Annotated in this window: 26 protein-coding genes; 16 read left to right on the top strand and 10 right to left on the bottom strand. The window is 70.4% G+C overall.

Going from position 1 to position 26,155, the window contains the following annotated elements; translation table 11 throughout:
- Window positions 1–57: 57 nt before the first annotated feature.
- From HF999_RS15105 to HF999_RS15090, 4 genes are read left to right on the top strand one after another with little or no spacing between them, the layout of a single operon-like run.
- Window positions 58–684, top strand: coding sequence for a TetR/AcrR family transcriptional regulator (locus tag HF999_RS15105; RefSeq protein WP_168546680.1), 627 nt, complete (start codon window positions 58–60; stop codon window positions 682–684).
- On the top strand, window positions 681–1,178 hold the full coding sequence (locus tag HF999_RS15100; protein ID WP_168546679.1) for a GNAT family N-acetyltransferase: 498 nt from the start codon (window positions 681–683) through the stop codon (window positions 1,176–1,178). Before HF999_RS15105 ends, HF999_RS15100 begins: the two co-directional genes overlap by 4 nt.
- Window positions 1,178–1,819 carry a 5,6-dimethylbenzimidazole synthase gene (bluB, locus tag HF999_RS15095; protein ID WP_168546678.1) on the top strand — a complete coding sequence of 214 codons (642 nt, stop codon included), beginning with the start codon at window positions 1,178–1,180 and terminating at the stop codon, window positions 1,817–1,819. Before HF999_RS15100 ends, bluB begins: the two co-directional genes overlap by 1 nt.
- A gap of 34 nt (window positions 1,820–1,853) precedes the next feature.
- Window positions 1,854–3,197, top strand: coding sequence for a L,D-transpeptidase (locus HF999_RS15090; RefSeq protein ID WP_168546708.1), 1,344 nt, complete (start codon window positions 1,854–1,856; stop codon window positions 3,195–3,197).
- 496 nt (window positions 3,198–3,693) lie between these two features.
- Here HF999_RS15090 and HF999_RS15085 read toward each other — a convergent pair whose 3' ends face one another.
- Complete coding sequence (locus tag HF999_RS15085; RefSeq protein WP_168546677.1) at window positions 3,694–4,938, bottom strand: MFS transporter; 1,245 nt, start codon at window positions 4,936–4,938, stop codon at window positions 3,694–3,696.
- Window positions 4,939–5,043: 105 nt separating this feature from the next.
- On the opposite strand from HF999_RS15085, the gene HF999_RS15080 reads away from it, so the two are divergent.
- Complete coding sequence (locus HF999_RS15080) at window positions 5,044–5,388, top strand: ArsR/SmtB family transcription factor (protein ID WP_210733828.1); 345 nt, start codon at window positions 5,044–5,046, stop codon at window positions 5,386–5,388.
- Here HF999_RS15080 and HF999_RS15075 read toward each other — a convergent pair.
- Window positions 5,336–6,016 (bottom strand): DUF998 domain-containing protein, encoded by a 681-nt coding sequence (locus HF999_RS15075; RefSeq protein ID WP_210733827.1) that lies wholly within the window; start codon window positions 6,014–6,016, stop codon window positions 5,336–5,338. The two genes, HF999_RS15080 and HF999_RS15075, sit on opposite strands and share 53 nt — an antisense overlap.
- An 85-nt stretch (window positions 6,017–6,101) precedes the next feature.
- On the opposite strand from HF999_RS15075, the gene HF999_RS15070 reads away from it, so the two are divergent.
- Entirely contained in the window at window positions 6,102–6,899 is a 798-nt protein-coding gene (locus HF999_RS15070; protein WP_168546676.1) for a glutamate racemase, read from the top strand.
- Between the two features lie 180 nt (window positions 6,900–7,079).
- On the opposite strand, the gene HF999_RS15065 is transcribed toward HF999_RS15070, so the two are convergent.
- Window positions 7,080–8,660, bottom strand: coding sequence for an ABC transporter permease (locus HF999_RS15065; protein ID WP_168546675.1), 1,581 nt, complete (start codon window positions 8,658–8,660; stop codon window positions 7,080–7,082).
- Window positions 8,657–9,553: an ABC transporter ATP-binding protein gene (locus tag HF999_RS15060; protein ID WP_168546674.1), complete on the bottom strand. Its 897-nt coding sequence runs from the start codon at window positions 9,551–9,553 to the stop codon at window positions 8,657–8,659. Before HF999_RS15060 ends, HF999_RS15065 begins: the two co-directional genes overlap by 4 nt.
- A 65-nt stretch (window positions 9,554–9,618) precedes the next feature.
- Between HF999_RS15060 and HF999_RS15055 the strand changes: the two genes are divergently transcribed.
- Together HF999_RS15055 and HF999_RS15050 are read left to right on the top strand one after the other, a co-directional pair.
- Window positions 9,619–10,080 carry a GbsR/MarR family transcriptional regulator gene (locus HF999_RS15055; protein ID WP_168546673.1) on the top strand — a complete coding sequence of 154 codons (462 nt, stop codon included), beginning with the start codon at window positions 9,619–9,621 and terminating at the stop codon, window positions 10,078–10,080.
- 102 nt (window positions 10,081–10,182) lie between these two features.
- Window positions 10,183–11,055, top strand: a complete 873-nt coding sequence (locus HF999_RS15050) for an aldo/keto reductase family oxidoreductase (protein WP_168546672.1) — start codon at window positions 10,183–10,185, stop codon at window positions 11,053–11,055.
- A 46-nt stretch (window positions 11,056–11,101) separates the two neighbouring features.
- On the opposite strand, the gene HF999_RS15045 is transcribed toward HF999_RS15050, so the two are convergent.
- Complete coding sequence (locus tag HF999_RS15045) at window positions 11,102–11,884, bottom strand: ABC transporter permease (protein ID WP_168546671.1); 783 nt, start codon at window positions 11,882–11,884, stop codon at window positions 11,102–11,104.
- Between the two features lie 228 nt (window positions 11,885–12,112).
- On the opposite strand from HF999_RS15045, the gene gltB reads away from it, so the two are divergent.
- Together gltB and HF999_RS15035 are read left to right on the top strand one after the other, a co-directional pair.
- Complete coding sequence (gene gltB, locus HF999_RS15040; RefSeq protein ID WP_168546670.1) at window positions 12,113–16,720, top strand: glutamate synthase large subunit; 4,608 nt, start codon at window positions 12,113–12,115, stop codon at window positions 16,718–16,720.
- The gene (locus tag HF999_RS15035) at window positions 16,713–18,179 is read left to right on the top strand and encodes a glutamate synthase subunit beta (RefSeq protein WP_168546669.1); all 1,467 of its coding nucleotides are present in this window, start codon (window positions 16,713–16,715) and stop codon (window positions 18,177–18,179) included. Before gltB ends, HF999_RS15035 begins: the two co-directional genes overlap by 8 nt.
- A 100-nt stretch (window positions 18,180–18,279) precedes the next feature.
- Here the strand turns inward: HF999_RS15035 and HF999_RS15030 are convergent, their stop codons facing one another.
- Window positions 18,280–18,804 (bottom strand): DUF937 domain-containing protein, encoded by a 525-nt coding sequence (locus HF999_RS15030; RefSeq protein WP_168546668.1) that lies wholly within the window; start codon window positions 18,802–18,804, stop codon window positions 18,280–18,282.
- A gap of 202 nt (window positions 18,805–19,006) precedes the next feature.
- Here HF999_RS15030 and HF999_RS15025 point away from each other — a divergent pair, with 202 nt between their 5' ends.
- On the top strand, window positions 19,007–19,153 hold the full coding sequence (locus HF999_RS15025) for a hypothetical protein (RefSeq protein WP_168546667.1): 147 nt from the start codon (window positions 19,007–19,009) through the stop codon (window positions 19,151–19,153).
- Here HF999_RS15025 and HF999_RS15020 read toward each other — a convergent pair.
- Window positions 19,116–19,976: an alpha/beta fold hydrolase gene (locus HF999_RS15020; protein WP_168546666.1), complete on the bottom strand. Its 861-nt coding sequence runs from the start codon at window positions 19,974–19,976 to the stop codon at window positions 19,116–19,118. The genes HF999_RS15025 and HF999_RS15020 overlap by 38 nt on opposite strands.
- 45 nt (window positions 19,977–20,021) lie before the next feature.
- Here HF999_RS15020 and HF999_RS15015 point away from each other — a divergent pair, with 45 nt between their 5' ends.
- Both HF999_RS15015 and HF999_RS15010 read left to right on the top strand, forming a co-directional pair.
- Window positions 20,022–20,864, top strand: a complete 843-nt coding sequence (locus tag HF999_RS15015; RefSeq protein ID WP_168546665.1) for a hypothetical protein — start codon at window positions 20,022–20,024, stop codon at window positions 20,862–20,864.
- Between the two features lie 24 nt (window positions 20,865–20,888).
- Window positions 20,889–21,107 (top strand): RNA-binding S4 domain-containing protein, encoded by a 219-nt coding sequence (locus tag HF999_RS15010; RefSeq protein WP_376766495.1) that lies wholly within the window; start codon window positions 20,889–20,891, stop codon window positions 21,105–21,107.
- Between the two features lie 6 nt (window positions 21,108–21,113).
- Here HF999_RS15010 and rraA read toward each other — a convergent pair whose 3' ends face one another.
- Window positions 21,114–21,605 carry a ribonuclease E activity regulator RraA gene (gene rraA / locus HF999_RS15005; RefSeq protein WP_168546664.1) on the bottom strand — a complete coding sequence of 164 codons (492 nt, stop codon included), beginning with the start codon at window positions 21,603–21,605 and terminating at the stop codon, window positions 21,114–21,116.
- A gap of 42 nt (window positions 21,606–21,647) precedes the next feature.
- Window positions 21,648–22,571 (bottom strand): type IV toxin-antitoxin system AbiEi family antitoxin domain-containing protein, encoded by a 924-nt coding sequence (locus tag HF999_RS15000; RefSeq protein WP_168546663.1) that lies wholly within the window; start codon window positions 22,569–22,571, stop codon window positions 21,648–21,650.
- A gap of 224 nt (window positions 22,572–22,795) precedes the next feature.
- On the opposite strand from HF999_RS15000, the gene HF999_RS14995 reads away from it, so the two are divergent.
- Window positions 22,796–24,346 (top strand): succinic semialdehyde dehydrogenase, encoded by a 1,551-nt coding sequence (locus HF999_RS14995; protein WP_168546662.1) that lies wholly within the window; start codon window positions 22,796–22,798, stop codon window positions 24,344–24,346.
- A gap of 52 nt (window positions 24,347–24,398) precedes the next feature.
- Here the strand turns inward: HF999_RS14995 and HF999_RS14990 are convergent, their stop codons facing one another.
- Entirely contained in the window at window positions 24,399–24,686 is a 288-nt protein-coding gene (locus HF999_RS14990; protein ID WP_210733826.1) for a nuclear transport factor 2 family protein, read from the bottom strand.
- Between HF999_RS14990 and HF999_RS22620 the strand changes: the two genes are divergently transcribed.
- The gene (locus HF999_RS22620) at window positions 24,676–25,437 is read left to right on the top strand and encodes an MmyB family transcriptional regulator (RefSeq protein ID WP_312854154.1); all 762 of its coding nucleotides are present in this window, start codon (window positions 24,676–24,678) and stop codon (window positions 25,435–25,437) included. The two genes, HF999_RS14990 and HF999_RS22620, sit on opposite strands and share 11 nt — an antisense overlap.
- Before the next feature lie 58 nt (window positions 25,438–25,495).
- Window positions 25,496–26,041, top strand: coding sequence for a hypothetical protein (locus tag HF999_RS14980; protein ID WP_210733825.1), 546 nt, complete (start codon window positions 25,496–25,498; stop codon window positions 26,039–26,041).
- Window positions 26,042–26,155 lie beyond the last annotated feature (114 nt).

Genomic DNA, 26,155 nt, shown 5'->3' with positions numbered 1-26,155 from the left:
GCCGCGAACAGTTGGTGGGAACCCCCGGCATCCGCGCACCGCATAGAATCGACTGCTGTGAGTCCCGGCAGAAACGATAAGACCGCGCAGAGCATTCTGTCTGCGGCGGTGTCGAGTATCGGTAGCGTCGGCATTTCGCGTACCACGATGGAGAACGTCGCGAACCTCGCCGGCATCGGCGTCGCCACCGTCTACCGCCGTTTCAACCGCAAGGACAACCTGGTCCAGCAGGCCATTCGGTACGAGGCGGAGCAACTGCTCAGCGCGGTCGAACAGCAGGTCAAGGGCTTGGCCACCGTCGAGGAGGCGCTGACGGAGGGGTTCGTCGCGTTCCTGCGGGAGGCGCACCGTCGGCCCCTGATCCGGGGCATCGGCGACGGCAATGTCGTGGTCGGTCTGCCGATGATCGCGCAGGGCGGCGGCATGCTCATCGAGATCGGCCGGGAATTCGCCGCGCACATCATCGAGGGATTCCAGGCCACGGGCGAGCTCCCCGAGTTCGACGCCAAACCGATCGCGGAGATCTTCGCGCGGGTCGGGCACTCGGTCCTGTTGGCGCCGGACGGCCTGATCAGCTTCGACGACCCGTACGCCGCCGGCCGGGTGGTCCGGGAGTGCCTGATGCCCGCGATCGCGGCGCAGGCCGCGGCCGCCGGAGGAACGGCCCCGGGGGGCGCCTCGTGATCCGTCTCGCGACGCCGGCGGACGTTCCGGAGATCCTCACCATGATCGCCGAGCTCGCCGCGTACGAGAAGGAGCCGGACGCCGCGGTCGCGACCGCGGATCAGCTGCGGGCCGCACTGTTCGGCCCCGCGCCGGCCGTCTTCGCCCGGATCGCCGCGGAGGTCGGCGCCGACGGCACCGAGACCGTCGTCGGCATGGCCGTCTACTTCCGCACCTTCTCCACGTGGACCGGCACGCACGGCATCTGGCTCGAGGACCTGTACGTGCGCCCCGGGGTGCGCGGCGGTGGGCACGGCAAGCAGTTGTTGGCGGCGCTCGCGCAGGAGTGTCGGGACCAGGGCTACGAGCGGCTCGAGTGGACCGTCCTGGACTGGAACGCGCCGGCGATCGGCTTCTACCGGTCCATCGGGGCGGTCCCCATGGACGAGTGGACCACGCAGCGGCTCACCGGTCCGGCCCTCGGGGCTCTGGCCGCCGTCGCCGACGGCGCCTGATGGACGTCTTCGAGGCCATCCTGCGCCGGCGCGACGTGCGCAACGAGTTCGCGGGCGAGGTCATCGACGACGATCGCCTGCTGCGGATCCTCAGCGCCGCGCACAGCGCGCCGAGCGTCGGCAACACGCAGCCCTGGGATTTCGTGGTGGTTCAGGACCCGGGCACGCTCGCCCGGTTCGCCGAGCACGTCGGCGACTGCCGGGAGGACTTCGCGCGGTCCCTGCCCGAGGATCGGAAGGACACGCTCAATCCCATCTCGATCGAGGGGATCGAGCTCTCGCGGACCGGCGTCGTGGTCACCTACGACCCCACCCGCGGCGGCACGCACATCCTGGGGCGGCACACCATCGACGAGACCGGGCACCTGTCGGTGGCGCTGGCCATCCAGAACCTGTGGTTGGCCGCGACGGCGGAGGGCATCGGCGTGGGGTGGGTGTCCTTCTACCGGGAGCCCTTCCTGCGGGAACTGGTCGACGTGCCGGAGCACGTGCACGTTGTGGCGTGGCTCTGCGTGGGCCCTGTGACCCGGCTCCAGACCGTCCCCGACCTGGAGCGTTTCGGCTGGCGGCAGCGGCGGCCCCTCGCCGAGGCGGTGCACCGCGAGCGTTACCCGAACGGCGATGTCGGTTCCGATCGTTAGACTGCGGTCATCTGACGAGGGGAAATCAGTGAGCATGTTCAACGAGCGCGTCGGCCGGCGTGCGGTACTGATCGGTGCCGCGGCCGCGGTGCCCGTGGTCGTCGCCGGCTGCACGATCGGGGATACGGGAGGCTCGGGCGCGAGCGCGGGTCCGTCCGGCCCACCCGCGGACCCGGCGGAGGTCACCGTCAGCCCGGCCGACGGTGCCACGGAGATCAGCCCGATCGCTCCGGTCGAGGTCTCCATCGCCAAGGCGAAGCTGGGCTCGGTCACGCTGACCGACGACAAGGGCGTCGCGGTCGAGGGGGAGCTCTCGACGGACCTGCTCTCGTGGAAGCCCACGAAGCCGCTGGCCTACAGCGGCGTGTACACGCTGGTCGCGAAGTACGAGACGCTGGGCCAGCCGCGCGAGAAGCGCGTCACTTTCTCCACGGTGAAGGTCGACGAGTCGAACAAGACCCAGCCCTACTTCGAGAACACGGGCGGGATGTCGCTGAACGACGGTGCCGTCTACGGCGTGGGGCAGGTCGCGGTCGTCCACTTCGACGAGCCGATCAAGGACCGCGTGATGGCGCAGAAGCTGCTCACGGTCACCACCACCCCGGCGGTGCCGGGGGCCTGGATGTGGACGACGGACAAGACCGTCGCGTGGCGGCCGAAGGCCTACTACCCGTCCGGCACGAAGGTGTCGATCGAGGCGGGCGTCTTCGGCAAGGAGGTCAGCCCCGGGCTCTGGGGCGAGAAGGACGTCTCCGTCTCGTTCACCATCGGCGAGTCGCACGTGTCCATCGCCGACGACACCACCAAGCAGGTGCAGGTCTTCGTGAACGGACAGATGGTCCGATCGATGCCCACCTCGATGGGGCAGGGCGGCAACGAGGTCATCAACGGCAAGACCTTCCACTTCTGGACGCAGCGCGGCGTCTACACGGTGCTGGACAAGGCCAATCCCGTGATCATGGACTCGTCCACCTACGGTCTGCCGATCAACTCGCGGCTGGGCTACAAGCAGACCATCGGCTGGGCCACCCGGATCAGCAACGACGGCATCTACCTGCACGCCCTCGACAACATCTGGGCGCAGGGCGTGAGCAACCAGTCGCACGGCTGCCTCAACCTGAGCCCGGCCAATGCGCAGTGGTTCTTCGGGCTCTCCCAGCCGGGTGACGTGGTGGAGGTCCGCAACACGGGCGGCCCCGCGCTCGAGCAGTGGCAGAACGGCGACTGGTCCGTCCCGTGGTCCACCTGGATCGCCGGGAGCGCCGTGCCCGTCGACGGTGACGGTGTCCCGCTCGCCCCGGCCTCCTCCGCCGCCCCCACCCCGTCGTCGACGGTGCCGCCCACCGGCGAGCCCGGCACGAGCACGCCCCCCGGCTGATCCGCGGACTCCGGCGGCGGCCGCCGCGAGGCCGGCAGCGGTGGTCTCCCGCGAGGTACGTGGCGGCTTCGTGCGCTCTGCGCCGAAGGAGGACTCAGCCGATCTCGCGACTCTCGGATTCTGACCGAAATGGACAGTGCCGGATCTGCAGCCGCCGTTGCCATCTCGCGTCCGGCGCCGTGTCCCCCATGCGGCGCCGATTCCCGAACGTGGCACCGATTCCCCCAGGACACGCCAGGCGTCCGGTGGGGGAGAGGGTTCGTCCCCCGCGCGGCGCCGAAAGGAGCGCCGGGCGTTCGGACCCCGATGGGACGCCGGTCGTTCGGTGTGGGCTCGGCCGTCCCCCGCGCGACGCCGTGTCCCCCATGGGGCGCCGCGGCGTTCGGTGGGGGAGAGAAGTAGTCCCCCATGCGGCGCCGACTCCCCTATGCGGCACCAGATGCCTTGCGGCCCACGATGGTCCGGGATCCTGTCCATATCGGTCAGAATCCGAGAGTCAGTGCATCGTCGAGTCCTCGCGCTCGCCCACCGAGCCCACGGACCGTCGGCCTCGGAGGCCGATGGCGGCGGCCAGGAGGCACGCACCGGCGACGGCGGTGGCGAACCACGGGAAGATCGTGGCGGTGCTGTAGGTGGTGGCGAGGTAGCCGGCGATCACCGTCGGCACGCCCATCGCGAGGTAGCCGAGCAGGTAGTACGCGCTCATCACCTGGCCGCGGGCGTGCGCCGGGGCCATGGCGGCGAGGTGCCGCAGCGACCCGCCGAAGGCCAGGCCGAAGGTGGCGCCGAGCAGGACGGTGTCGAGCACGATGAGCCAGGTGTGGCCGTGGCGCACCGCGACCACGGCGAGCGCCAGCGAGAGCGCCAGGCCGATGTCGCCGACGACGGCGGTGGGGCGCGCCGGGTAGCGGCCGCCGATGTACTGCGAGATCGCGGACGCGACGGCCATCACCGCGACGAGGCCGCCGGTGAACATCACGGAGTGGTGCCCGGTCACGTGTTGCACGAGCGCGGGGTACAGGCTCAGGAACACGCCGAGCACCGACCACGCGGTGATGATCCCGATGCCGGAGAACCAGAAGTCGGAGGCGATCTCGCCCGGCACGCCGGGCCTACTCAGCCGGACGCGGCCGCCGGTGCGCCCGGTGTGCGGCTCGATCAGGGCGATGACGCCGAGGAGGATCGCGAGCACCACGACGCTCATCGTCACGAACGGCGTGCGCAGCGGGTGCGGCGCGTACTGGGCCACGGCCGCGGCACCGAGCGCGGTGGCGGCGATGCCCACGTTGAGCGCGACACCGGAGAGCATGCCGTTGCGGGCACCGTCGTCCGGCCGGACGTCCAGGAGGGCGGCGCCGGCGACCACGGTGATCGAACCGATCGCCGCGCCGTGCAGGAACCGCGCCAGGATCAGCTGCCACTCGGCGCCCGCGAAGAGGAACAGCACCAGCCCGAGCAGGATCGTCGCGACCGCGGCCAGCAGCACCGGCTTGCGGCCGATCGCGTCGGAGATCGGCCCGACGGTGAGCGCCGCCCCGAGCGCGCCGATGGCGTACACCGCGAACACGACCGTGGTCGACAGCGCCGACAGGTGCCATTGCTCCTGGTAGAGCGGGTACAGCGGGGAGGGCAGACCCGAGACGCCGAGGGCCAGCGCCAGCAGCGTGAGCAGGAGCGCGAAGGCCCAGCGCTGCGGGTGCGCATGGGTCGACGGTGCTGGTGCCTGCTGGGTGATACTCATCGGGTACGCCTCCGGTGTACGGTCGAGTTCGATGATCGTCGAACCATTACGTACGCTACACCCGGTTCGATGAGGATCAAACAGTTATCTCAGGGAACGAGAATCATGATCGACGTCACAGTCGCGTCCGGCATCGAGGTCGCCTCGCTGCACACCGTGCTCAGCGCACTGGCGGATCCGGTGCGCCTCGAGATGGTCCGGCGATTGCACCGCGAGCAGGGCCCCGTGGCCTGCGCGGACCTCTACGACGGCGTGACCAAGGCGACGGCGAGCCATCACTTCAAGGTGCTCCGCGAGGCCGGGATCACCTGCCGCGAGGACGTGGGCGCACACACCAGGCAGCTGCTGCGGGTCGACGCCGTGGAGCGCGCCTACCCCGGCCTGCTGGACTCGGTGATCAGCGCGGCCGAGCGCGAGGCGGCAGCGCCACCAGCACCAGCCACAGAGTGAGCGAGAGGATCTGAGCCCGCTGCGCCAGCCCGAGGTACAGGGCCGGTTCGAGCATCGCGAGCAGTGTCCACGCCGTCGCGAGCAGGAACGCGACGCCCGCGCCCAGGGTGAGCCGGACACCGTCGAACCGGCGCAGTAGGGGAGTGCGCCCGTCGGCGCCCTCCGCCCCGCGCCACAGCGCCCAGCCGAGTACGGCGACCACGCCGCCGAAACCGGCGATCCCGGAGGAGACGGCGTGCCCGAGGTGCGTGAACGGCACCTGCCCGGCCAGCTCCCGCGCGGCGCACGCGGCATCCGCGGTGGGCGTGCAGGACAGCGGCATCAGCGCGTCGCACATGGTCGCGGCGCCCAGGACGAGCAGGCCCAGCAGCGCGCCCCGGGCAGCCGCAGTGCCGGCGCGGGTCGTCGCCCGTGGGGCCGCCCGCCAGATCAGCGCCGCCGCGACCACGAGCGCGGTGCCCGCCAGCAGGTCCGTGGCGCGGAACAGCCGCGCGTAGGGCTGCCCCGACGCGCCGACCTCGCTGACATAGGAGGTCAGCGGGCTCAGCTCGGAGCCCAGCACGGGCGCGATCAACCAGGCCGAATAGAGCACGGCGCCCCCGATCACGATGAGGCGGGCGCGGCGCATGCGGCCAGGCTACCGTCGGCAGCTGCCGGTGGTGGTGACGGCGACCACCGTCTTCCGGCTGCGGCCCGCCCGGTAAATTCGAGGCATGCGTGTTGCGGTGATCGACTCGGGCTTCGGGATGGTCAACTACGCCGACGCCCTCTCCCGCGTGCGCCCCGACACCGAGCTCGTACTGGCGCGCGACCCCGACAACATGCCCTACGGCCTGCTCGAACCCGCGCAGATCTCCGAGTGCGTGGTGGCCATGGCCGGCGCCGCGGCGCGGTACGACGTGGACGCCATCATCGTCGCCTGCAACACGGGATCGATGTACGCGCTCGAAGCGGCCCGGGCCCGGTTCGAACCCGCGATCCCCGTGGTCGGGGTGGTGCCGGCCATCCGCCCGGCGGGGTCGACGGGGCGTCCCTTCGCCGTGTGGGCCACTGCGGCCGCGACCGTGAGTGACTACCAGACCTCGCTCATCGACGCCTTCGCCGACCCCGCGCTCGCGCACCGCATCCCCTGCTACGGCCTGGCCGAGGCGATCGACTCCGGTGAACCGACTCGCGTGGCGTCGGCGATCGCGGACGCGGCCGCCGCCACGCCCGCGGACATCGAGTCGGTGGTGCTCGGCTGCACCCATTACGGCCTGGTCAGGGAGCCGATCGTGGCCGCCCTACGGGAGCGGACGGGGCGCGGGGTGGCCGTCTTCGACTCGCCGGAGCCGGTCGCGCGGCAGACGCTCCGACGGCTCGGTGTCGAGCCCGGCGGCCCGTCGGAGCTGGGCGATGTGGTGGCCGTGCTGGAGTCCGGCCGCGTCGGGTCGCTGCCCGCCGCGCTGGCCGCCTACCCCGCGGGACGCTCACTGCTCGAGCGTTGCGTTCGCGGTGCGAAAAACACGTGACAGAAATACCGCGACGGGATATATGCATGATCGCAATGGTCCTGTTATCCTAAGACAGCACTGACCGCAGCTGACTCGCTCGCTGCGGTCAGTAGTCATTTGCAGGGCTTTTGATCTTTCAAGTTAGCCCGGTGTCTCTCAGGTGAAAGTTCAACCGTCTCAGTGCGTGAGACCCGGCCCCTACGAGGCCAGATCCCGCCGCGACTCGGAGAACGCGGCCGCGACGAGACCCGCCGCGGCGATCAGGACCAGGGCGAGGGTGGCGCCGGTCAGCACCGTCGCCCCCGGCTGCGTCGCGACGTGCTTGAACGGCGAGACCTTCGCGACCCAGTCGGGCAGCTTGAGCACATCGGCGACCATGGTCATCACGCACAGCGCGAGGACCACCCAGCCGACCGAGGACCAGTGCGCCGAGATCGCGCCGGCCAGGGCGGCGATCGCGGTGATCACCCACACGGCGGGCAGCGCGGCCAGGGCGGGCAGGATCAGCTGGCGCCCCGCGGTGAGCGAGACCCCCACGCCCAGCGCGAAGGTCGCGACGGAGGTCGCGATCACGGCGGCCGTCAGGTGCGAGGCGTACCAGCGCAGGCGCCGGACCGGCGCGGACAGCAGGTACTCGGCCCGGCCCGAGGTCTCCTCGGAGCACGCGGTGTTGACGATGGAGATGCCCAGCGCGGCCGTCGCCATGCCCATGATCGAGAACTCGGCGCCGAAGAAGATGTCGAGCATGCTCGAGCCGGATCCGCCCAGCCGCTCGAGCATCTCGCGCGTGCCGCTGTTGCCGACCAGGGAGTCGATCGCGCTGCCCATGCCGCCGAAGGCGAGGCCGACGGCGAGGAAGCCGACGCTCCAGCCGATCACCTGACCCCGGTGCAGCCGCCAGGTCAGCGCCTCGACGGTGCCGAGCAGGGCTCCGGCACGGGCCTTTCCGCGGCCCACGGGGATGAGTCCGGCGCCCAGGTCGCGCTCTGCGGCCAGGCGCAGTGCCACCGCGGTGAACACCACGGACAGTGCCAGCAGCGCCAGGATCGGCCACGGCCGGTCCGCGGCGAAGGGCCGGATCTGCTGCGCCCAGCCCAGTGGGGACAGCCAGGACTCCCAGCCGGGCTCGGCCGGCAGCGTACCGTCGGTCAGGATGACGGAGACATCGCCGACGGCCCGGAGTAGGTAGGCGACGCCGAGGCCCACGGCGAACAGTCCGCGGGCCGCGCGAGCACCCTCCGTGAGCTGTGCGCAGAGCAGGGCCCATGTCGCGAACACGATGCCCGTGAACGCCCACAGCGCACCGAAGTTCAGGCTGCCGCGCGCGTCCGCACCCATGCCGATCAGTACCAGCGCGCTGAGCACGCCGATCGCCAGGCTCAGCACGACGGACTCGATGAGCGCGGCGATCGGGGGCGCCGTGCGGTCGATCGCGGAGGCGCCCAACATCTCCCGGCGGCCGGACTCCTCGTCGGCGCGGGTGTGCCGGATCACCAGCAGCCCGGTGAGCAGGCCCAGCGCGGCCGCCATCATGACGACCATCTTGATCATGGCGACAGCGCCCACGGTCGCCGAGTAGACCGGGCCGAACATCGCCACGAGGGAGGGGTTCTCGCTCGCGGCGCGCGCCGCCGAATGCAGCGACTCGGGATCGGCGTAGTTGGTCTTCGCCGTCGAGTACGCCGACGCGGCCATGGCCACGTACAGCAACAGCCACACCACCAGCTGGATGCGGTCGCGCCGCAACACCAACCGGAGGGCGGGAGCCAGACCCGTCATCGCACGGCCCCCGCGGTGTCGTAGTGCCGCAGGAACAGTTCCTCGAGCGTGGGTGGGCGGCTCGTCAGCGATGTGGGCCCGGCGGCCGCGAGCTCGCCGAGAACCCTTCCCAGATCACGGGATTCGACGCTGAACGAGACCCGGTCACCGTCGGCCTGCAGGTCGTGCACGTCCGGATCGCCGGACAGGTCGACGGTCCGCGCGAGCGTCGCCTCGACACGCGTGCGGGACAGGTGGCGGAGCGAGGCCAGGGAACCGGTCTCGACGGTCGCGCCGTCCTTGATGATGGTGACCGTGTCGGCCACCCGGTCCACCTCGGACAGGATGTGGCTGGACAGCAGGATCGAGGTGCCCGCGGCCTTCGCCTCGGCGAGGCACTGCGTGAACACCTCCTCCATCAGCGGGTCGAGGCCGGAGGTCGGTTCGTCGAGGATCATGAGCTCGGCACGCGCCGCGAACGCCGCGACGAGCGCGACCTTCTGCCGGTTGCCCTTGCTGTAGGTGCGCGCCTTCTTCGCGGGGTCCAGGGCGAAGCGCTCGATGAGCTCGGCGCGGCGGGCCTCGTCGAGCCCGCCCCGGAGGCGGCCCATCAGGTCGATGATCTCGCCGCCGGACAGGTTGGGCCACAGGGTGACATCGCCCGGTACGTAGGCCAGGCGACGGTGCAGTTCGGGCGCCTGGCGCCACGGATCGCCGCCGAGCAGTTCGACGGTGCCCGAGGTCTTCCGCAGGAGCCCCAACAGGACGCGGATGGTGGTGGACTTGCCGGCGCCGTTGGGTCCGAGGAAGGCGTGCACCTCTCCGGGGGTCACGGTCAGGTCGAGTCCGTTGAGGGCATGTGCGCTGCCGAAGGTCTTGGTGAGGCCCTCGGCGCGGATGACGTCAGTTGTCATGGCGCTGACGCTACGCTCATTTCACAAATTTGTGAAGTGTCAGAAATTCAGATAATCTGCGCGATATGGACGCGCCGGACTTCGTGGAGAACATGGCAGCCGCGTTCGTGGAGGCCGGGATGCAGCGGATGGCGTCCCGCGTGTTCGCCGCGGTGCTGACCTCGCCGGAGGCCGCGCTGACCCCGTCGCAGATCGCCGCGCAACTGCAGGTGTCCGCGGGGGCGGTGTCCGGCGCGGTGGGGTACCTCGAGCAGACGTCCATGATCCGCCGCACCCACGTCCCGGGGTCGCGGCACAGTCTGATCACGCTCGGCGACGACATCTGGTACGAGGTCTTCGCCTCGCGGAATCCGATCCTGGAGCGGTGGCGCGAGGTGGCGATCGAGGGCATCGAGGAACTTCCGCCCGGCGGTCCCGCCGCTGAGCGGCTGTCCGTGATGCGGGACTTCTTCGAGTTCATGATCGGCGAGCTCCCCGAGATGATGGAGCGCTGGCGGCAGGTGCGGCAGGACAAGCACGGATACTGACGCCGAGGGGGTGGCCGGGTACCCGCGCTCGACGGGTCCCGTGCGAAATCGTGGCGGCAGTGGAACGCTGGAGGGATCAGCGCTGACGACGAAGGAGTCCTCATGACCGCACCCACGCCGCCCGGCGGGACATTCGATCTGGGCGGCGACCTGTCGGTCACCCGCTTCGGCTACGGCGCGATGCAGCTCGCCGGCCCGGGTGTCTTCGGCCCGCCGGCGGACCGCGAGGCCGCGATCGAGGTCCTGCACGATGTGATCGACCTCGGCATCACCCACATCGACACCAGCGACTACTACGGGCCGTTCGTCACGAACGAGATCATCCGCGAGGCGCTGCACCCCTACCCGGACTCGCTGCACATCGTCACCAAGGTCGGGGCCCGCCGCGACGCCACGGGCGGCTGGCCGCCGGCCCTCGAGCCCGACGACCTGCGCCGCGCGGTCGACGAGAACCTCGAACGCCTCGGGCTCGACGCGATCGACGTGGTGAATCTGCGCGTCGGCGACTTCGACACGCCTGCTCCGGGGTCGATCGCCGAGCCCTTCACCGCGCTCGCCGAACTGCAGCAGCAGGGGCTGATCCGCCACCTCGGCATCAGCACGGTGTCCGCCGAGCAGGTACGCGAGGCGCAGTCGATCGCCCCGGTCGCGTGCGTACAGAACTTCTACAACATCGCCCACCGCGTGGACGACGAGCTCGTGGATTCGCTGGCGGCGCAGGGGATCGCGTACGTGCCGTACTTCCCGCTCGGCGGCTTCAGCCCGCTGCAGTCGGAGGCGCTCAACGCCGTCGCCGCGCGGCTGGAGGCGACGCCCATGTCGGTCGCCCTCGCCTGGCTGCTGCAGCGCTCCCCGAACATCCTGCTCATCCCCGGCACCTCCTCGGTGGTCCACCTGCGCGAGAACATCGCCGGCGCTGCCCTGGAACTCCCGGAGGACGCGGTCGCCGAGCTGAACGCCATCGCCGGTTCGTAGTGCGGTCGATAGTGCCCGCGTGGTGGGCACCATCGACCGCAGGAGCTCAGTAGTTGCGCCGACCGGTCTCGTACCTGCCGTCGGCGACGAGCCACGTGACCGCGACGACTGCGATCGGGGTCACGCAGAGGATCGCGACCAGGACGTAGAGCTGCATGATCGCCGCGGCCACCGGTGAGGCACCGCCCAGCACCATGCCCACGAAAGCGCCCGGGATCGTCACCAGTCCCACGGTCCGCGTCTGGTCCAGTGCGGGGATCAGCGCGGTCGCCGCGGCTGAGCGGGTCAGGTCGAGCCGGACGAACATCGGATCCAGCCCCAGGGACAGCCCCGCCTCCAGCTCGCCGCGCCGCGCCGCGAGCTCCTCCAGCGCACGCGTGCCCGCCAACCCAGCTGCGGCCATCGCCGCCCCGATCGCGCTGCCCGCCACGGGGATCACGGCGATTCCCCGCGCGGGCAGCACGCCCGAGAGGATCAGCGCGACCGTCAGGAGCGCCGCGGGGCCGGCGACGGTCACGGTCGTCACCGCGAACTCGGACCAGCGGGGACGGCGCCCCACGATGCGTCCCGCCGCGGTCCAGCCCGCCGTGCACCCCATCAGTACGGTGAACGCCGCCGTGAACCACAGACTCCGCACGATCAGGCTCAGCGCCATGCCGAGGACGGCCAACTGCAGCGTGGCCCGCGCCGCCGCCCCCAGGACCGCCGCCCCGTAGCCGGTGCGCCCGAGCCAGGCCACTGCGGCGCCGGTCAGCGCGAGGGTGACGAGCACGACGGCGAGGCCCGGCCCGACGCTCAGCAACTCGCCCCGATCACTACCACCGGTCACGAGGGGGAAACCTAGCCGAAACCTGGGGTCCGCTGTGCCGCGACCGGCAATCACCCCAGGTCAAGCAGAGTAAGGATGGCCTTTCATTTTGTGATCCGGGCGGGGGAAACTACAGTTTTGACTACAGCCAACGATGCCTGAGGCGAGCCGCGTCCGACGGACGCGCGCTGTTCGCCGCCCTTGATCCGTCCGTTCCGCCGTGAGGCGCTGCGCTAAGGCAGGTATTCGATGAGCCGATTCGTCCCCCCGGGCCCGCAGGGCCTGTACCACCCCGCCAACGAGCACGACGCGTGTGGCGTCGCCTTCGTGGTGGACATGCACGGGCGCAAGTCCCGGGACATCGTCGACAAGGCCATCACCGCCCTGGTCAACCTCGAGCACCGTGGCGCCGCCGGCGCCGAGCCCAACACCGGTGACGGCGCGGGCATCCTGATCCAGGTGCCGGACCGCTTCTTCCGCGAGGTCGTGGACTTCGAGCTGCCCCACCAGGGCGCCTACGCCACGGGCATCGCCTTCCTGCCGCAGGCCGCCGCGGAGGCGACGGCCGCCGCGGCGGGCGTGGAGCGGATCGTCGCCGCGGAGGGCCTGACGGTCCTGGGTTGGCGCGATCAGCCCACCGACGACGGCTCGCTGGGAGCGCTGGCGCGCGATGCGATGCCCACCATGCGCCAGATCTTCATCGCCGGAACGGATTCCGACGGTGCACCCCTGTCCGGTATGGACCTCGAGCGGCGCTGCTTCGTGATCCGCAAGCGGATCGAGCGCGAGCTCGGCACCGACGGTGCGGGCGCCGGCTCGCAGGGCGAGGAGTCGGTGTACTTCCCGTCGCTGTCCGGCCAGACCTTCGTCTACAAGGGCATGCTGACCACTCCGCAGCTGCGCGGATTCTTCGTGGACCTGCAGGACGAGCGCGTGGAATCGGCTCTGGGCCTGGTGCATTCGCGTTTCTCCACGAACACCTTCCCGAGCTGGCCGCTGGCCCACCCGTACCGGCGGGTCGCCCACAACGGCGAGATCAACACCGTCGGCGGCAACGAGAACTGGATGCGGGCCCGCGAGGCGCTGCTCGATGTCTCGGCGTTCGGCGAGGACGCCGCCGACAAGATCTTCCCGATCTGCACGGAGGGCGGTTCCGACACCGCGCGCTTCGACGAGGTCCTCGAGCTGCTGCACCTGGGCGGTCGCAGCCTGCCGCACGCCGTGCTGATGATGATCCCCGAGGCGTGGGAGCGGCACCAGGACATGGACCCGGCGCGCCGGGCGTTCTACGAGTACCACTCCTCCTTGATGGAGCCGTGGGACGGGCCGGCGTCGGTGTGCTTCACCGACGGCACCCTGATCGGCGCCGTGCTGGACCGCAACGGCCTTCGCCCGTCGCGGATCTGGGTCACCAAGGACGGCCTCGTCGTGCTCGGCTCGGAGGTCGGCGTCCTCGACATCGACCACTCCGAGGTGGTCTACAAGACCCGCCTGCAGCCGGGCCGCATGTTCCTGGTGGACACGGCGCAGGGGCGCATCGTCTCCGATGAGGAGATCAAGAGCGACCTGGCCGCGGCCGAGCCCTACCAGCAGTGGCTCGACGAGGGACTGCTGCGCCTCAAGGAGCTCCCGGACCGCCCGCACCCCGTGATGCCGCACGACCGGGTCACCCAGCGGCAGCAGATGTTCGGGTACACCACCGAGGAACTGGACCTGCTGCTCACGCCGATGGCGAAGACGGGTGCCGAGGCGATCGGCTCCATGGGCACCGATACCCCGGTCGCCGTGCTGTCGCTGCGGCCCCGGCTGCTGTTCGACTACTTCCAGCAGCTGTTCGCGCAGGTGACCAACCCGCCGCTGGACGCCATCCGCGAGGAGATCGTCACCAGCCTCGGCGGCACCATCGGCGGCGAGGGCGACCTGCTGCACCCGGAGCCGGGCAGCTGCCGCCAGATCCACCTGGACCAGCCGATCCTCAACAACGACGAGCTGATCAAGCTGGTCAAGGTCAACGACGACGGCACCCTGCCCGAGTTCCGGTCCGTGGTCATCCCGGGCCTGTACCACGTCGCCGAGGGCGGCAAGGGCCTGCGCGAGGCGCTGGACACCGTGCGCACCCGGGTCTCCGAGGCGATCGCCGGTGGCGCGCGCCTGATCATTCTGTCGGACCGCAACTCCGACCGGCTGCTGGCGCCGATCCCGTCGCTGCTGCTGACCTCCGCCGTGCACCACCACCTGGTGCGCGAGCGCAGCCGCACCAAGGTCGGCCTCATCGTCGAGTCCGGCGACGCCCGCGAGGTGCACCACATGGCCGCGCTCATCGGCTGCGGTGCGGCGGCGGTGAACCCGTACATGGCCTTCGCGACCATCGAGGACATGCACCTCCGCGGCGAGCTCAACGGCACCCCCCTGGAGAAGCTCAACGCCAACTACGTCAAGGCGGCCGGCAAGGGCGTGCTCAAGGTGATGTCCAAGATGGGCATCTCCACTCTCGCCTCGTACACCGGTGCGCAGCTGTTCCAGGTCATCGGCCTGTCGCAGGAGATCGTCGACGAGTTCTTCACCGGCCTGCAGAGCCAGCTCGACGGGATCGGCCTGGAGGAGATCGCCGCCGACGTGGCCGCGCGGCACAAGCGCGCCATGAACGACCGCCCCGAGGAGCTGGCGCACCGCGAGCTCGAGGTGGGCGGCGAGTACCAGTGGCGTCGTGAGGGCGAGTACCACCTGTTCAACCCGGACACCGTCTTCAAGCTCCAGCACGCGACGCGCACCGGGCAGTACAAGGTGTTCAAGGAGTACACCGCGCTGGTCAACGACCAGAGCACGCGCCTGGCCTCGCTGCGCGGACTGTTCCGCTTCAACAGCGACCGCCCGTCGATCTCCGTCGACGAGGTGGAGCCCGTGAGCGAGATCGTCAAGCGGTTCTCGACCGGCGCCATGAGCTACGGCTCGATCTCGGCGGAGGCGCACGAGACCCTGGCGATCGCCATGAACCGGCTCGGCGGCCGCAGCAACTCCGGTGAGGGCGGCGAGGATCCGCGGCGGTTCACCCCCGACGAGAACGGCGATCTCCGGCGCAGCGCGATCAAGCAGGTCGCCTCGGGCCGGTTCGGCGTGACCTCGCACTACCTGAGCAACTGCACCGATATCCAGATCAAGATGGCGCAGGGCGCGAAGCCCGGCGAGGGCGGGCAGCTGCCCCCGCACAAGGTGTACCCCTGGGTCGCCGAGGTCCGCGGATCGACGCCGGGCGTCGGCCTGATCTCGCCGCCCCCGCACCACGACATCTACTCGATCGAGGATCTCGCGCAGCTGATCCACGACCTGAAGAACGCGAACCCGCAGGCGCGGATCCACGTGAAACTGGTCTCGGAGATCGGCGTGGGCACCGTCGCCGCGGGCGTCTCCAAGGCGCACGCCGACGTCGTGCTCATCTCGGGCCACGACGGCGGCACCGGCGCCACCCCGCTGACCTCGGTCAAGCACGCCGGCGCGCCCTGGGAGATCGGCCTCGCCGAGACCCAGCAGACGCTGCTGCTCAACGGTCTGCGCGACCGGATCGTGGTGCAGGTCGACGGTCAGCTCAAGACGGGTCGGGACGTCATCGTCGCGGCGCTGCTCGGCGGCGAGGAGTTCGGCTTCGCGACCGCCCCGCTGGTGGTCTCCGGCTGCATCATGATGCGGGTCTGCCACCTGGACACCTGCCCGGTGGGCGTGGCCACGCAGAACCCGGTGCTGCGCCGGCGCTTCACCGGCAAGCCCGAGTTCGTGGAGAACTTCTTCCGCTACATCGCCGAGGAGGTGCGCGAGCTCCTCGCCGAGCTGGGCTTCCGCACCCTGCAGGAGGCCGTCGGCCAGTCGCAGATCCTCGACACCACTGCGGCGCAGGCGCATTGGGGAGGTGCGAAGGCGGGCAAGCTCGACCTCTCGCCGATCCTGGCCCAGGTCGACTCGCCGTTCATGAAGCAGGACCCGTTCTGCAGCCAGCCCCAGGACCACGGTCTCGAGAAGGCCCTGGACCAGCAGCTGATCTCGCAGGCGCGGGTCGCGGTGGAGACCGGTGCCCCGGTCACGATCGAGACGCCGATCTCCAACGTCAACCGCACCGTGGGCACGATGCTGGGCCACGAGGTGACCAAGGCGCACGGCGCCGACGGGCTCCCCGAGGACACGATCGACATCACCTTCCGGGGCAGCGCGGGCAACAGTTTCGGCGCCTTCGTGCCGAAGGGCATCACGCTGCGCCTCGAGGGCGACGCCAACGACTTCGTGGGCAAGGGCCTGTCCGGCGGCAAGATCGTGGTCCGGCCGGCGCGCAACGCCCCCGAGGGCTTCGTCGCCGCCGAGAACATCATCGCGGGCAACGTGATCCTGTTCGGTGCGACCGGCGGCGAGGTGTACCTCAGCGGCAAGGCCGGCGAGCGCTTCGCGGTGCGCAACTCGGGCGCCGTCGCGGTGGTCGAGGGCGTGGGCGACCACGGCTGCGAGTACATGACCGGCGGCCGCGTGGTGGTCCTCGGCGACACGGGACGCAACTTCGGCGCCGGCATGTCCGGCGGCGTGGCCTACGTCTACAACGCCGACGGCCAGTTCGAGCGCGACCTCAACACCGAGCTGGTGGAGCTGGAGTCGTTGGGCGAGGACGACATCGAGTTCGTCCTCGAGGCCGTGACCAAGCACTACGAGTACACCGACTCCGCGATCGCGGAGCGGATCCTGGCCAACTGGGGCCGGGAGCGTCAGCTCTTCGCCAAGGTGATGCCGCGCGACTACAAGCGCGTGCTCACCGCCATCAAGCGTGCCGAACTGGACGGCCGCGACATCGACGACGCAGTGATGGAGGCCGCTCGTGGCTGATCCGCAAGGCTTTCTGAAGCACAACTCCCGTGAACTGCCGGTCCGCCGGCCGGTCCCGCTCCGTCTGCTGGACTGGAACGAGGTCTACAAGCCCTTCGACGGGGACACCCTGCGCAAGCAGGCATCCCGGTGCATGGACTGCGGTATCCCGTTCTGCCACAACGGTTGCCCGCTGGGGAACCTGATCCCCGAGTGGAACACGCTGGCGTACAAGGATCGCTGGTACGACGGCATCGAGCGGCTGCACGCCACGAACAACTTCCCGGAGTTCACCGGACGGTTGTGCCCGGCGCCCTGTGAGGCGTCGTGCGTGCTCGGCATCAACCAGGACCCCGTCACCATCAAGCAGGTCGAGGTCGAGCTCATCGACAAGGCCTTCGACGAGGGCTGGGTCTCGCCGCAGCACCCGACCAAGCTGACCGGCAAGAAGATCGCCGTCGTCGGCTCGGGCCCCTCGGGCCTGGCCGCCGCGCAGCAGCTCACCCGCGGCGGGCACACGGTGACGGTGTTCGAGCGCGCCGATCGCGTCGGCGGCCTGCTGCGCTACGGCATCCCCGAGTTCAAGATGGAGAAGCGGCACATCGATCGTCGCCTCGCCCAGATGAACGCCGAGGGAACGGTTTTCAAGACCGGGGTCAACGTGGGTGTGGACGTCACCGTCGAGCAGCTCCGCGAGGACTTCGACGCGGTCGTGCTCGCCAACGGGGCGACCGTCTGGCGCGACCTGCCGATCCCCGGCCGCGAGCTGGACGGCATCCACCAGGCGATGGAGTTCCTGCCGTGGGCAAACCGCGCCGCGGTCGGCGACGACGTCCTCGACGAGGACGGCCTGCCGCCGCTGCACGCCAAGGGCAAGAAGGTCGTCATCATCGGCGGCGGTGACACCGGCGCCGACTGCCTGGGCACCTCGCTGCGTCAGGGCGCGGAGATCGTGCACCAGTTCGAGATCATGCCGGTGCCGCCCCGCGAGCGCGCGGAGTCGACCCCGTGGCCGACCTACCCGCTCATGTACCGCATCAGCTCCGCGCACGAGGAGGGCGGCGAGCGCAAGTTCTCCGTCAGCACCGAGGAGTTCGTCGGCGAGGACGGCAAGGTCACCGGCCTCAAGGCGTACGAGGTCAAGATGGAGGGCGGCCGGTTCGAGAAGGTCGAGGGTACCGACTTCACCCTCGAGGCCGACCTCGTCCTCCTGGCGATGGGCTTCGTCGGCCCGCAGCGCGACGACCTGCTCGACAAGCTGGGCGTCGAGTACAACGAGCGCGGCAATGTCGCGCGCGGCGACGACTTCCAGTCGACGGTCCCCGGCGTGTTCGTGGCCGGTGACGCGGGCCGCGGCCAGTCGCTCATCGTGTGGGCGATCGCGGAGGGCCGCAGCGCCGCGGCCGCCGTCGACCGCTTCCTCATGGGCGACACGGCGCTTCCCGCGCCGATCGTGCCCACCGCCGCGCCGCAGCGGTAGTCGGACGCCCGACGGTGCCGCGCGCACCGTCGGGCCACGAACGGAAAAGGCCGGGCTCCCCGAGAGGGGGCCCGGCCTTCCGCGTGGTGCTGCGGTGCGGCTACTTGCCCTTGAGCAGGCCGCCGAGGATGCTGCCGAGCACATTGCCCGCGGCGTTGCCGCCGGCGCTCGCGCCCGAGTTGCCGCCGCCGAGCATGTTGCCCAGGATGCTGCCGAGCAGATCGCCGCCGCCCTGCTGCGGGGCCTGAGCCTGCTGCTCGGGGGCCGCGGCGCCACCGCTCGTCATCTTCTTCATGACGAAGCTGATCACGATCGGCGCGAGGATCGGCAGGAGCTGCTTGACCAGGCCGTCGGTGACGCCCGACGACAGCGGCGCGGCCGCGGCGGCCGCCACGTCGTCGGTCTTCTCACCGAACAGGCTGGCCACGATCTCCTGGCCGTCGCCGTTGTCGGCGGCGTCGATGAGCTGGGCGGGAGCCTCGGTGGTGTCCTGCGCCTGGAGACCGGCGAGGAGGGTCGGAACGGTCTGGTTCACGGCCTCCGAGGCGACGTCCTCCGAGACGCCGAGCTGGGCCGCGATGTCGGCGAGCGGAATGGACTTGAGCAGGTCGTCGAGATCGGACACGGTTCTCCTTGGAGGATGTGTTGGGACGCAAATCTGCGGTTGAACAATGACAGATTAGCCGCGTCGCCGCGCGGGCCTTCGTGGAACCCGGTTGTGAGGACGGACACGCTGGCGGTGCGAGCACTGGACCGCGCCCTCAGGAAGCAATACAGTATCTGTAACCAATCGTTATGCATCGAGATCGCACCCTCGGAGATTCCCCGTGAAGCTGACCCGCCGCCCCGCCATCCTGGGCTCACGCACCCTTGCCCGCCTGCGCCTGCGGAACCGGCGCCTGGCGCTCCTGCTCACGGAGGACGGCGAGCGCCTCGTCACCTCGTCCGACCTGCGGAGCCTCCGCGTCGGCTGACCGCGTCGAGCACCAGCGCCGCCACCTGAGCGGGCTGGTCGGCCATCACCAGGTGCCCACTGGGCGAGATCACCGCGTAGCGGGCGCGCAGTAGGTCCGCGAGACCCCGCTGCTCCCTGAGCCACCGGGCCGATAGGGGCGTGCGGTGCCCGCCGTACGCCGCCGCGACGATGGTCGGGATCCCCGGCGCCAACTCCCGGCGTTCGCGCAGCGCGGCCAGCTCGTGCGCCAGGACCGGGTACCTCCCGTTCTCCAGGAACGCGGCCTTGAAGTAGGCGTCCGACTTCAGGATGTCCGCGTGCTCGGGGGGCGGGGTCGCGCCGCCGAGCATCCGGTGCGCCGCCGGGCCCAAGCGGTTCATCCCCACCGCGGTGGCCACGTCGGCCGACCGCCGCAGGATGTCGTCGCGCAGGTCGCCCGGCAGGACCCAGCGCGGCGAGGACTCGACGCTCCCGTCGAGGATCACCGAACCCGCTGTCCGCGCGGGAAATTCGCGGGCGAAGGCCTCCACGTAGAAGGCGGCCATCGAGTGGCCCACCATGACCGCGGACTCCAGCTGCAGCGCGTCGAGCAGCTCGTGCAGCCGCGCGGTCTCGGACTCCAGGGTGGGCACGGCACCGTCGGGCCAGGGATCGGAGAGGCCGTAACCGGGCCGGTCCAGGCGGACGACGGTGCGGCCCGCCGTCAGCAATTCGGTGACGGCGTCCCAGTCGAACCAATTGCCGGCCAGGCCGGAATTGAGCACGACCGGCGGACCGGATTCCGGTCCGCGCGGACCGTCGACCACCACGTGGGTGCGGGTACCGGCAAGTTCGAGCAGCACGGGGGCGACAGTAGTACCGTCGGAGCAACAATTCTCGGGGGCGCGATGAACAAGTTCGGTACGGTCACCGCGGTGGCGTTGACGGCGGCCTTGGCCGGGTGCAGCACCGCCGGTGTCGATACGCCCTCGCCGTCCCCGGCGCCGGGCTCGATCAGCCCCTCCGCCGCCGCGTCGACGGTGGCGCGCAGCTACCCGGGCCTGTTCCCGGAGTACCGGGCCACGTTCCACCCCGACCACACCGACCTGGGCGGGCGCAGCAATGCCGAGCTCGCACGCCTCCTGCCGAGCGCCGCCGCGTTCCCCGTGGGCGGCACCGTCGCACCTGCGGACACGGCGGCCGAGGACGGTTCCGGCCTCGGTCTGCACGGCCAGTCCGATGGGGAGACGCGTCCGGCGCAGTGCCTCTACACGCCCTTCGGGAAGAACTTCTCGCGCGCGGCCGACGGCTCCGACTGGAACCTGTACTACGCCGCGTCCGTGGCCTACCGGGCGCCGGACGGATCCACCATCACCGCCACGGTGGATCGCCAACGCGCGGGCTCCGATGTCTTCGCCCTGACCGCGCAATGGATCAAGGACTGCGGCGCCTATCAGCGCGCCCAGCCCTCGTTCGCCCGGCCGGAGGTGCGCACCGTGTCGGTCGAGGACGCTTTCGGGCCCGGCGCGAGCATCGATGGCGTCCCCACCTACCGGTACGTCTCCGACGTGACCCCTCTCGACGACGACTCCGCCGGCAAGCCGCTCGCGAAGTCCGGGGGAAGCAGCCGGACGGTGCTCGCCCGCGTCCGGTCCGTGGTGGTCACCGTGCAGGGGACGGGCGCCGTCTCGCAGGACGTACTGGACCGCGTGCTCGGCGACGTGATCGCGAAGGCGAAGGCGGCGAACTAGCGCCACTGCGGCATGATGGTCGGCGTGAACGACGCGATCGACGTGGCCATCTCCGACGAGACGATCCGGCTGGGGCAGTTCCTCAAGCTGGCGGGCCTGATCGACTCCGGGGCGGAGGCGAAGGGCGTGATCACGGATGGTGAGGTGACCGTGAACGGCGAGGTCGATACGCGTCGCGGCCGGCAGCTCGCGGTGGGCGACGTGGTCGAGGTGTTCGGGCGATCGGCGCGCGTCGCGCGCTGAGGGCCGCTACCTCAGGACGATGCCGTCCTCATCGCTGTAGAGCACATCGCCCGGCGTGAAGGTGACCCCGCCGAAGGAGATCGGCACGTCGCGCTGCCCCTCCGCCGTCTTCGTCGACTTGCGGGGGTTGGTGCCCAGGGCCTTGACGCCGATGTCGAGGGTCCCGATCACCGCGGCGTCGCGGACGGCGCCGTACGCGACGATGCCCGCCCAGCCGTTGGAGCGGCCCAGCTCGGCGATGAGGTCGCCGACCAGGGCAGTGTGCAGGGAGGGCACGCCGCTGGAGTCCGAGCCGTCGATGACCAGCACGCGGCCCTCGCCGGGCTCGCCGAGGACGGACTTGAGCAGCGCGTTGTCCTGGAAACACTTCACCGTGACGACCTCGCCGGCGAACTGCTTGCGGCCGCCGAACTGGCGGAACTGCGTGTCGCAGCTGCGCACGTCGGGGCCGATCTCGTCGACCAGGTCCGCGGTGGGGGTGAACTGCACGTTGCTCATGCCCGCCAGGGTATCGCCTCGTGAATCCGTCCGATTCCTGGGTCACGAAGCCGGATCCGGCCTCGTGTCGTCCTCATCCGCCGATTCCACGACTCGGACGGCACCCATGTGGCGGTCGGTCCGGACGATGTCGAGGATCTCGGCCAAGATCGCGTCCCAATCAGCGACGACCTCGGTGTAGTCGAACCGCATCACGCGGTAGTTCCCGCGGGTAGCGGTCCGATCACGCTTGTTGTCCACGAGGCGCTGCACCCCACTGTGGTGGTCGGTGCTATCGCATTCGATGATCAGCTTGTCGCCGACCAGCAGATCCACCCGGCCGATTCCGGGAATCGTCTGCTGGCTGCGCACGCGGATATGCAGGCGAGCCAGTCGGAACCGAGTGAGGGACTCCGTCCCGGAGCCGGACTCGGGGTCGAGGAAGCTCAGCAGCCGCTTGGTGCGTTCGGGGGCGTCGACGAAGATCTCCTCGAGGTCCTCGATGGTGTGCGGGTTCGTCATGCGGAGCACCGAATCGAGTACTGCAACGAACTCGTCGGCGTCGAGGCAGTTCGCCGCGCAACGCAGCGCTGTCGAGAGGTCGTCGACCGCGCGGGTCGGGGAGGGGAGCCGTTGGTACGCGTCGCAGTCCTCGTGCGATCGCGTCCGCCGATGTCGTGCGCGGCGGAGGTGGGTCTTGGACTTCGACAACGTGGTCTTGGCGGTCTTCCGGGGCGGGATCCAGACGCCGGGGCGGAAGGAGAGTGCGGAGACGCACGTGATCACGGCGCCGCCTTTCACCGCGGCGACGACCACGGCATTCGCTCCGGGGAGCCGGTACCAGCCCCGACGGATCACGACGATATCGCCGAGATGGCGAAGGCGCTCGATCTCCGCGGAGTCGGCGCCCGCACGCAGCGCAGCCCGGCGGGAGAAGACGCCGCCGTCGGGAGCGGCCAGCGCCTGCAGGATCTCGATGGTGTGCATGGTCCCAGCGTGGCGGGGCCGCCGACCCGCTCGGCGCGGCAGAAGCGTCTCTGTGGAAGAAACACGTTTCATACGCTCACTTGTGCAGGGTGAGCCTCGTGAGTTCGGCACAATTGCAGCTCAGGAGGCCGATTCCGGCCTCCTGATCCAGTATTCGGCCGATCTCACGAGCATCGCCGCGGCACTCTATTGAGTGACCATCAACAAGCGGGTAATCTGGCGTCATGCCAGCACCCACCCAGGCCACGTTCGACCGTCTTCGCGCCCTTTCGGCGATCGATCACCCGGAGGAGCGGACATCGCGCGATGTCCTCGAAGCGTTCTCGGGGGAGAAGGTCACCACGATCCCCGTCGGCACCGCCGAGGACGTGGTCAGGGCCTTCGAGCGCGCCCGCGTCGCGCAGAAGCAGTGGGCGGCGCGCACCCCGCAGGACCGCGCGAAGGTGCTGCTGAAGTTCGCGGACCTGGTGGGGGACAACCGCGCCGAACTGATGGACATGGTGCAGCTGGAGACGGGCAAGGCCCGCCAGTACGCGCAGGAGGAGGCGCTGGACGTCGCGATGACGGCCCGCTGGTACGGCAAGAACGCGCCGAAGATCTTGGCGGAGAAGAGTACCGACGGCATGCTGCCGGTGTTCACCAAGACGCGCGTGCGGTACCAGCCCAAGGGCGTCGTCGGTGTGATCGCGCCGTGGAACTACCCCATCACCCTCGCGGTATCGGACGGCATCGCCGCGCTCGCCGCGGGCAATGCCGTGGTGCTCAAGCCGGACTCGCAGACCCCGTACTGCGCGCTCGCCGCCGTCGAGCTGCTGTACAAGGCCGGCCTGCCGCGTGACCTGTTCGCCGTGGTCCCGGGCCCCGGCGGCGTCGTGGGCACCGCGATCGTCGAGGCCGCGGACTACCTCATGTTCACCGGCTCGTCCGCGACCGGCGCCACGCTCGCCGAGCAGTGCGGCAGGCGGCTCATCGGTTTCTCCGCCGAGCTGGGCGGCAAGAACCCCATGGTGGTCACCAAGGACGCCGACATCGCGCACACGGCCGACGGTGCCGCCCGCGCCGCGTTCTCGAACTCGGGCCAGCTGTGCATCTCGATCGAGCGGATCTACGTCGAGCGGGAGATCGCCGACGAGTTCGCCCGCGCCTTCGCCGAGCGCACCGCCACGCTCGCACTGGGCGCGGGTTACGACTTCACCAACGAGATGGGCTCGCTGGCGTCGAAGGCGCAGATCGACACCGTGGCCGCGCATGTGGACGACGCGGTGGCCAAGGGTGCGACGGTGCTCGCGGGCGGTAAGGCCCGCCCGGACCTCGGCCCGTTCTTCTACGAGCCGACGGTGCTCAAGGACGTGCCGGAGGAGGCCGTCTGCTTCAAGTCGGAGACCTTCGGCCCGCTCGTGTCCATCTACCCGGTGGACTCGGTCGACGAGGCGATCGAGAAGGCCAACGACACCGAGTACGGGCTCAACGCCAGCGTCTTCGCCGGCACCACGAAGCAGGCGCAGCAGATCGCCGAGCGGATCAACGCCGGCACCGTCAACATCAACGAGGGCTACGCCGCGGCATGGGGTTCCACCGCTGCGCCGATGGGCGGCATGGGTATCTCGGGTGTGGGCCGGCGTCACGGTACGGAGGGCCTGCTCAAGTACTGCGAGTCGAAGACCATTGCGCAGCAGCGGATCATCGGCATCGGCGGCATCAAGGGTGTGCCCCGTAATGTCTTCCTGGGCGTCGTGCCTTCGGCGATCAAGGCGCTCAAGCTGATCGGCCGGTAGGCCGACGAGCACCGATGGCCCCTCTGCGGAGGGGCCATCGGCGTCTTCCCGGTCAGGCGGGTACGCGGTCCAGGAATCCGGCGACGGTGGCGATCCGACGGTCCGCGTCGACGGTCACCACGTCGAAGCCGATCACGGGCGGCTCGGTGCCCGCGGGACCGAGGCCCCACTGGAAGCGCACCTGGTCGTGGTGGGCGTCCGGCTCGCCGACGAGGGTGAACTCGAAGCCCGGGAACTGCTCGTGCACGCCCGCGACGACGGCACCGATGGGGGTGTGAGGGTCGACGGCGTTCCACGTGCTCAGGTAGGCGCTGACGATATCGTTCGTGATGTCCTCCAAGGGTTCTCGGCATCTTCTGACCGGCCGGCCCCGAGTCTGCCGCGAACGGGATCCGATGGCGATTACCTCCGAGGTTGTGGTGGAGCTTCCCCGGCGCTTCGTTGGAGACCGGCCGCTCGCACCCGAGCGCCGAGATGATCCTGCGGCTCGCGGAACACCTCGACGTGCCGCCGCGCGAACGCGACGTGCTTCTCGTGGCCGGCGGGTTCGCGCCGCGCCACGTCAGCCCCGTCGACGCGGCCGGGGTACTCGCGTCCTTCCGGACCCTCCAGGATGCGCATGTGCCTATCCCGCTCTGCTGCTCGACCGGTACTGGGACCTCGTGGACGCCAACGACGCGGTGCCGCCGCTCCTCGACGGCTGTGCGGCGCACCTGCTGGAGCCGCCGATCAATGTCGTCCGGCTGAGCCTGCACCCGGACGGGCTCGCGCCGCGCATCGTCGATCTCGGGGCATGGCGCGCGCACCTGCTGCATCAGGTGTCCGCGCGCGCCGACCGCACCGCCGACCCGCGACTGGTGGCGCTCCTCGCCGAGTGCCGGGAGTACCCCGCCGGCGAGCCGGGCCCGGAGCCCTCGGGCCCCGTCATCGAGCTCGTGCTCCGCATGCCCGACGGTGCGCCGCACCTGCGGCTGTTCAGCGTGGTCAGCGCGGTGCTCACGCCCCACGACGCCACCGTCGACGAGCTGCACCTGGAAACCTTCCTGCCCGCCGACGAGGCGACCCGGGAACGGCTGCAGGCGCGGCCCTGAGCCCGCAATCCGACGAAATCCCGTTGCGGCGCAGGGCCGGATGACGGAACCTGGGGGCATGGAGGTCACGTTCGTCAAGCGCCGGAACGGGTACGACGTGCGGATCGTCCGAGCGACGGGCCCGGAACTCGCGCCCCGCGGCGGCCCGGGCGGACGGCCGCCGGTGCCGCACGACGCAGCGCACCTCATTGTGGAGACCGAGGCGGGCCTGCGCGGCGGAGTGTTCGGACGGCTCGCCGACGCCAACGGCCTCGACGGTCTGTTCTGGCCGGCCGACCCGGCGGAGCGCCGAAAGGCCTCCCGGCGCAATCGGCGACCGACCCCGGCGCAGTCCGCGGATATGGCGCGCTCGGAGTACCTGGCCTCGCTGACGGCGGCGCTGTGGGAGGTCGAGCGAGGCCACCGCAAGCCGGAGCCCGCCTGGCCCGGCGCGCTCGACGACGCGGACATCGCCCCCGCCCTGCGCCAGCGGATCTTCGCCCGCTACGACGATTTCGCCCCGCGCTGGGCGGCGCTACCCGATGGGGGCGAGCTCACGCTGCGGTGGCCAGGCACCGTCGCGTCAGGACCCCGTCGGGTCGGCGACGCCTATCCGCAGCAGTGATGAAATGCGCGATCGATCAGGTCAGTCGGACTCGAAGATCGGGTCACGCAAGCGTGGGCCGATCAGTTCGGTACCAACGCGGACAAGATCAGAGGGTTCTTCCTCGACGGCGTC

This window comes from Tsukamurella spumae (genome assembly GCF_012396015.1).
Taxonomy (GTDB): domain Bacteria; phylum Actinomycetota; class Actinomycetes; order Mycobacteriales; family Mycobacteriaceae; genus Tsukamurella; species Tsukamurella spumae.
Note: the sequence above shows the minus strand (reverse complement) of the source record. Positions and strands in the feature narration are given on the sequence as shown.